Raw genomic sequence first — 7,006 nt, 5'->3', positions numbered from 1 at the left:
GGGCGAGGGGCCGTGAAGGGGCCGTGGGCTCAGCCGCGCTGGATGCCCGACGTGTCCTGAAGGACGCCGCGGCGGCCGTCCTGGGTCTGCGCGACCAGGGACGGGCCGCGCTGCTCGACGGCCAGGTACCAGGTACCCGGGGCGAGTTCGGCGATCGGCGTCGGCGAACCGTCCTCGGCGAACAGCGGGCGCGGCACCGGCACCGCGAACCAGAACGGCGAGAAGTCCCCGGCCGGGGCCTGCGGCGCCTGCGCCTGCTGCGGCTGAGGCTGGCCGCCGAACGGCTGCCCCGGCTGCCCCGGCTGCCCCGGCTGACCGGGCTGACCCGGCTGCCCGGGCTGCGGGTGACCGTAGCCGCCGGGCTGCTGCGCGCCCGGGTAGCCGTAACCACCGGGCGGCTGGGCGCCGTAGGGCTGCGGGGCGGCCGGGCGGGGAGCCGGGAGGAGGGCGCCCTTGAGGGCCGGGACGAGAGGGGTGGCGATCGCGGCGCCGGCCATGAGCAGCGTCGCGACGAGAGCGAGGATCAGACCGATGCCGGGGCTCGGGGCGCCTTCGCTCGCGTTCTCACCGATGTTGTCGAAGCCACCCGGCACGTCGACGATGTTGCCGAGCGCGCTCCACGCGGCGAACACCGTGAAAGCGGCGCCGAACTGGCCGAGGTCGAGCCCCGCGATCTTCGGGACCTGCGGCAGGCCCCGGGCCACGACGACGAGCGCGGCGCCGATGACCCCGGCCAGCACGATGCTGAACACGACCGGGCCGCTGCCCCACAGCATGGGGAGGTCGACGCTGTCGGGGACATTGTCGAACGAGTACAGGTCCAGGAACGACGCGATGAAGAGCAACACCGCTGCTCCGATCACCACGCCGTCGCCTCGAGTGAGGGAGCGGATATTCACTTCAGGTCCTTCGTAGGTCGTCTCATCGTCGGTAGAGGCGTCGCTGTCACCATGTCGCCGTCAGGCCCCTGTGTGAAGCGCGGGGGTGGCCCCTCATCGTAGGGATGACACTATCGTCCGCCCTGTCAGGGTGTCCGCCGGGATCCGCCCGTCGAGAGCTACCCGCGCAGGAAACTCACGATTCCCTCAGAGATCCCTTGCGCCGCTTTCTGCCGCCATGCGCCACTGGTCAGTGATGCCGCGTCCTTGCTATCGCGCATGTTGCCGCACTCGATGAACACCTTCGGAACCGTTGACAGATTGAGACCGCCCAGGTCCTTACGCGTGACGAGACCGGAGCCGTCGCCGATGTAGTTGGACGGCGCGCTGCCGGTGACGGCCACGAAGCGGCCCGCGACGCGCTCGCCGAGGTCACGGGAGGGGGCGACGATCGCGCGGGTGTCGGCGGAGCCCGCGTGGACCGAGCCGGGCAGGATGACGTGGAAACCGCGGTTGCCGGCGCCCGAGCCGTCCGCGTGGATCGAGACCACGGCGTCGGCCTTCGCCTCGTTGCCGATCCGGGCCCGCTCGTCCACGCACGGGCCGAACGGCCGGTCGCCGTCCTGCGTCAACTTCACCGTGGCGCCCTGCTCCTCGAGGAGCGTGCGCATCCTGTGCGCCACGTCCAGGGTGAACTTGGCCTCGGTGTAACCGTCGTTGGTGGACGTACCCGTGGTGTCGCACTCCTTCCAGTTCGTCCCGATGTTCACCTTGCGGTTGATCTCGGACGTGTGCTGGAAGTTCTCCGGGTTGTGCCCGGGGTCGATGACGACGACCTTGCCCTTGAGCGGGCCGGAGGCGGCGGGTGCGGAGGTCGAGGACGCGGTGGGCGTGGGGGCGGCGCCCGGCTTCTTGCCGTCGTCGGTCGCGCCGTCGGCGGGCGGGCTCGACGCGGCGGGCGAGGAGGACCGTACGGTCGCCTGACCCGAGCCGCCTCCGTCCCCCGAGCCGCCCACGGTCGCGTACACCAGCCAGCCGAGCAGCGCCCCCGGCACCAGCGCGGCGAGCGCGACGGTCAGGGGGCCGCGGCGGGGGCGGCGGGGCTGGGGAGGATCGAAGTCCGGGCCTACGTACGACACGTCCCTCACCCTAGCGGCCGTCCCGGGGCGGCCGCGGGCGGAGGACGGCCGGGCGGGTGGCGGCTACCTCTCGTTCCCGTCGGGGTCCTCGCGCCGTACCGCCTCCTTCACCTCCGCCTCGACCTCCTGGCGGGGTGTGTCCTCCTGCTTCGCGTACGCGGTCACCGCCGCCTGGACGTCACGGGCGAGGTCGCGCCAGGCGCGCCAGGCGGTCTCCCACGTCGTGGTCTGCCGGCCGCTCCACTTGGTCTGGGTGGGCGGACCGTAGGCGTCCCGCAGTTTCCGCATACGGGCGTGCGCCTCGTCCGCCGCACGCTGCTTCTCCACGAGCTCTGCGAATGCGATGGTGTGTGCCACGCGGCCGGATCCTTGGGCAGCGACCGCCCCCCACCGACTCGCCACGCCGCCCGTGGGCCGACCGGGAGAGGCCACGGGGGGCACGGTTCACCCGGCCAGCCGCCCAGCTCCACAGCCGCCCGGCCCGGCACCCAGCCGCCCGGCTCCGCAGACGCCCGGGGCCCGGTGCCAAGTCGCTGGGCTCGCAGGCGCCCGACGTTCGGCCAGCCGCCCAGTCGCCGAACTCCACAGACGCCCGGGGGCGGCGTCAAGTCACCGGGCTCGCAGATGCGCGGCGGTCGGCCAGCCGCTGAGCCGCCCGGCTCCGCAGACGCCCGGCGCCCGGCCCGTGCCCGGTGCGGACAGTCGACGCCCCGCCGTCGCCGTCATCCGCCCCCGGCATCGCCGCCGGGTGTCGGTCGGCGCAGTGCCCCCGGCCGGCAGCGGCCGCCGCTCGTCTTCAGATGCCAGGCCCCGTGCGCCGCAGCACGCGCAGGGAGTCCGTCGCCGAGATCTCGGTGAACGCGCCGGAGGCGAGGGCGCGCAGGTAGACGCGGTACGGGGCCTGGCCGGTGAACTCGTCCTGCGGGTCCGGGAAGACGTCGTGGATGACGAGCAGGCCGCCCTCCGCGACGTGCGGGGCCCAGCCCTCGTAGTCGGCGGTGGCGTGCTCGTCGGTGTGGCCGCCGTCGATGAAGACCAGGGCCAGGGGAGTGCGCCAGACCCCGGCGATCTGCGGCGAGCGGCCGACCAGGGCCACCACGTGGTCCTCCAGGCCCGCCCTGCGCAAGGTGCGGCGGAACGTGGGCAGCGTGTCCATCAGGCCGATCTCGGGGTCGACCGTCTCCGGGTCGTGGTACTCCCAGCCCGGCTGCTGCTCCTCGCTGCCGCGGTGGTGGTCGACGGTCAGTGCGACGGTCCCGGCCTCGCGGGCCGCGTCGGCGAGCAGGATCGTGGACCGGCCGCAGTACGTCCCGACCTCCAGCAGCGGCAGCCCCAGCCGCCCGGCCTCCACCCCCGCCGCGTACAGAGCCAGCCCCTCGTTCACGGGCATGAACCCCTTCGCCGCCTCGAACGCGGCCAGGATCTCGGGCTTCGGGGCCGCGGGCGGCATGGGGTTCCTTCCGGTCGTACGACTGTGTGGGCGCCCCATGCTGCCGTACCCCCTGCCGACGGGCGACAGGGGGTACCGGTGAGTAGGGGAGCGGCGGACCGGTCAGGCGGGGACCGTCTTGCCCGGCAGGTCCAGGTCCAGGTCGACCTGGCGGTCGTCGCCCGTGTGGGTCGCGGACGAGGCGTGCGGGGCGTGGCCCGGGGCCCGGGCGGCCACGACGTAGGAGCCCGGGTCGGGGACGGTGAGCGTGTAGCTGCCGTCCTCGGCGGAGAGGGTCGCGCCGGCCTGGCGGCCCCGCCGGTCGATCAGCGTGACCTTGGCACGGGCGACCGGGGCGCCGTCCGCGCCCAGGACCCGGCCGCGGAAGCCGCGCAGGACCGCTTCGGCGTGCTCCAGGTTGGCGTCCTCCTCGCTGCTGGCCCGGAGCTGCGGGTGGGCGGCCGGGCGGCGGCCGGGCAGGAAGAGCGCGAGGATCAGGCCCACGGCGACCGCGGCGGTCGCGATCAGGAAGGAGACCCGGAAGCCGTGCATGGTCGGGATCGCGACGCCGCCGACGTTGTTCGCGGTGTTGGCCAGCACCATGCCGATCACGGCGCTCGACACCGACGTACCGATGGAACGCATCAGGGTGTTGAGGCCGTTCGCCGCACCCGTCTCCGAGGCCGGGACCGCGCCCACGATCAGCGCGGGCAGCGAGGAGTAGGCGAGGCCGATGCCCGCGCCCAGCAGGACCGCGATGACCAGGCTCTGCCAGGCGGCGCTCATCAGGCCGAGGCCGGCGCCGTAGCCGATCGCGATGATCAGCAGGCCGAGGATCAGGGTGACCTTGGGGCCGTACTTCGCGGACAGCCGGGCGTAGACGGGCGCCGTGAACATCATCGTCAGGCCGAGCGGCGCGACGAGCAGACCCGCGACGACCATCGACTGGCCGAGGCCGTAGCCGGTGGACTTCGGCAACTGGAGAAGCTGCGGCAGGACCAGGGAGACGACGTAGAAGGAGACGCCGACCATGATCGAGGCGAGGTTGGTGAAGAGGACGGCCGGGCGGGCCGTGGTGCGCAGGTCCACCAGGGGGGCCTTGAGGCGCAGTTCCATCACGCCCCACAGGAGCAGGACGACCGCGGCGGCGCCGAACAGACCGAGCGTGGTGCCGGAGGTCCAGCCCCAGTCGCTGCCCTTGGTGATCGGCAGCAGGAACAGCACGAGACCGGCGGACAGACCGAGCGCGCCCAGCAGGTCGAAGGAGCCCTCGGCGCGCATCGGGGATTCCGGTACGACGAGGAGGGTCAGGCCGATGGCGAGCACACCGAGGCCGGCGGCGCCGTAGAAGAGGGCGTGCCAGTCGGTGTGCTGGGCGACCAGGGCGGCGGCGGGCAGGGCGAGGCCGCCGCCGACGCCTATGGAGGAGCTCATCAGGGCCATCGCCGAGCCGAGCCGCTCCCGGGGCAGCATGTCGCGCATCAGGCCGATGCCGAGCGGGATCGCGCCCATCGCGAAGCCCTGGAGCGTGCGGCCGGTGATCATGAGCAGCAGATCGCTGGTGAGCGCGCTGAGCAGCGCGCCGGCCACCATGACGGCGAGGCTGAGGATCAGCATGCGCCGCTTGCCGTAGAGGTCGCCGAGGCGGCCCATGATCGGGGTGGCCACCGCACCCGAGAGAAGGGTCGAGGTCAGGACCCAGGTCGCGTTGCCGGGGTCGGTGTCCAGCAGTTGCGGCAGATCCTTGATGACCGGGACGAGCAGGGTCTGCATCACCGCGACAACGATGCCCGCGAAGGCGAGCACCGGGACCACGGCCCCGCTCGCTCTGCCGGCGGGACGTTCTGTCGTCGTCTGCGTCATTGAGAGGGGCCTCCAGGCCGGGAAGGTACGAGGGAGCTACTGATCACGGGGTTACGTGGTGTCTGAACTCGTATGTGCAGGCAACTATTCCGTTGCTTTGGCACTCTAACGAATTCTTGACCTTCTCTTGGGGGAGGGGGCTGGTCTCGGCTAGCGGCCTAGGTCCCCCACCGCCGGGCCCTAGGCCGAAATCCCGATGCCAGGAGCATGGAGTGGTTGAGAGCATGACACCCATGCTTGAAGCCGCCGAAAGGACCCGAACGCCTCGCCGCACCGCGTCGCCTCCCACCTGGCTCGTGGTGACGCTCACATGTGCCGGGCAGTTTCTCGTCGTGCTGGACGTGTCCGTCGTCAACGTGGCGCTGCCCTCGATGCGGTCCGGGCTCGGGCTGAGCGAGCAGGGCCTGCAGTGGGTGGTGAACGCCTACACCATCGCCTTCGCCGGGTTCATGCTCCTCGGCGGGCGGGCCGGAGACCTCTACGGCCGCAAGCGGATGTTCCTCGTCGGGCTCGGGGTGTTCACCCTGGCCTCGCTGGCGGGCGGACTGGCCCAGGACGACTGGCAGTTGCTGGTCGCACGGGCCGTGCAGGGGCTGGGCGCGGCGGTGCTGGCGCCCTCGACGCTGACCATCCTCACGTCGTCGGTGCCGGAGGGCGCGGCCCGGGCCCGGGCCATAGGGACCTGGACGGCGGTCGGGGGCGGTGGCGGCGCGGCGGGCGGTCTGGCCGGCGGGCTGCTGGTGGAGACGCTGTCCTGGCGGTGGGTGCTGCTGATCAACGTGCCCGTGGGGGCCGCGCTGCTCTGCGCTGCCGCCTGGTTCCTCGTCGAGGGCCGGGCCGGGGACAGGCGGCGGCTCGACCTGCCGGGCGCGCTGCTCGTGACGACCGGGCTCGGCACCCTCGCCTACGGCATCTCCCAGACGGAGGCGGAGGGCTGGACGGCGGCGGCCACGCTGCTGCCGCTGCTCGCCGGGTTCGTGCTGATCGCCCTGTTCCTCGCGGTCGAGGCCCGCACCGCGAGCCCGTTGATGCCGCTCGGGCTGCTGCGTCTGCGGTCGGTGGCGTCGGCGAACGTCTCGATGTTCCTGTGCGGCTTCGCGATGTTCTGCATGTGGTTCTTCATGACCCTGTACGCGCAGAACGTCCTGGGCTACACGCCCCTGGAGGCCGGACTGGCCCTGGTCCCGAGCTCCCTGGCCGTCATCCTCGGCTCCAAGCTCGCGCCCCGGCTGATGCGGGCGGCCGGCCCGCGCACCGTGGCGGTGCTGGGCACGCTGGTCGCCGTGGCCGGCTTCGCCTGGCAGTCCAGGATGACCGCCGAGGGCTCCTACGCGACGACGATCCTCGTCCCCGGCGTCCTCATGATGCTCGGCGCGGGCCTCGCGTCGACACCGCTCGCCGCCCTGGCCACCTCCGGCGCGGCCCCCGGTGAGGCCGGCCTGGTGTCCGGCCTCGTCAACACCTCCCGCACGATGGGGGGTTCACTGGGCCTGGCCGTCCTGTCCACCCTCGCGGCGGCCCGGACAGCGGGCAGCGGAACACCGGCGGCCCTGACGGAGGGCTACGCGCTGGCCTTCCGGGTGGGGACCGGGGTGCTGATCGCGGGCGTGCTGCTGATGTGGGTCTGGCTGCCGCGGATGCCGCGGGAGCGGTAGGGCCGCCGGTGTTTCGGGCCGGGGGCGGAGTGGTGCGTCGGC

6 protein-coding genes are annotated in these 7,006 nt (G+C 73.0%); 1 reads left to right on the top strand and 5 read right to left on the bottom strand.

Annotation, left to right across the window (positions count from 1 at the left end):
* Positions 1-29: 29 nt before the first annotated feature.
* From ACFTZL_RS01025 to ACFTZL_RS01005, 5 genes are all read right to left on the bottom strand, one after another.
* Positions 30-899, bottom strand: a complete 870-nt coding sequence (locus ACFTZL_RS01025) for a hypothetical protein (protein ID WP_382576618.1) — start codon at positions 897-899, stop codon at positions 30-32.
* 158 nt (positions 900-1,057) lie between these two features.
* A complete protein-coding gene (locus tag ACFTZL_RS01020) occupies positions 1,058-2,017 on the bottom strand; it encodes an N-acetylmuramoyl-L-alanine amidase (RefSeq protein ID WP_382576615.1) in 960 nt (319 codons plus the stop codon).
* 63 nt (positions 2,018-2,080) lie between these two features.
* Entirely contained in the window at positions 2,081-2,374 is a 294-nt protein-coding gene (locus tag ACFTZL_RS01015) for a hypothetical protein (RefSeq protein ID WP_382576614.1), read from the bottom strand.
* A 439-nt stretch (positions 2,375-2,813) separates the two neighbouring features.
* The gene (locus tag ACFTZL_RS01010) at positions 2,814-3,467 is read right to left on the bottom strand and encodes a class I SAM-dependent methyltransferase (protein ID WP_382576612.1); all 654 of its coding nucleotides are present in this window, start codon (positions 3,465-3,467) and stop codon (positions 2,814-2,816) included.
* 102 nt (positions 3,468-3,569) lie between these two features.
* Positions 3,570-5,309 (bottom strand): MFS transporter, encoded by a 1,740-nt coding sequence (locus ACFTZL_RS01005; protein ID WP_382576610.1) that lies wholly within the window; start codon positions 5,307-5,309, stop codon positions 3,570-3,572.
* Between the two features lie 224 nt (positions 5,310-5,533).
* On the opposite strand from ACFTZL_RS01005, the gene ACFTZL_RS01000 reads away from it, so the two are divergent.
* Complete coding sequence (locus ACFTZL_RS01000) at positions 5,534-6,964, top strand: MFS transporter (RefSeq protein ID WP_382576608.1); 1,431 nt, start codon at positions 5,534-5,536, stop codon at positions 6,962-6,964.
* Positions 6,965-7,006: the final 42 nt, after the last annotated feature.

Source organism: Streptomyces sp. NPDC056948, from assembly GCF_042674225.1.
Classification (GTDB): Bacteria; Actinomycetota; Actinomycetes; order Streptomycetales; family Streptomycetaceae; genus Streptomyces; species Streptomyces purpurascens.
Note: the sequence above shows the minus strand (reverse complement) of the source record. Positions and strands in the feature narration are given on the sequence as shown.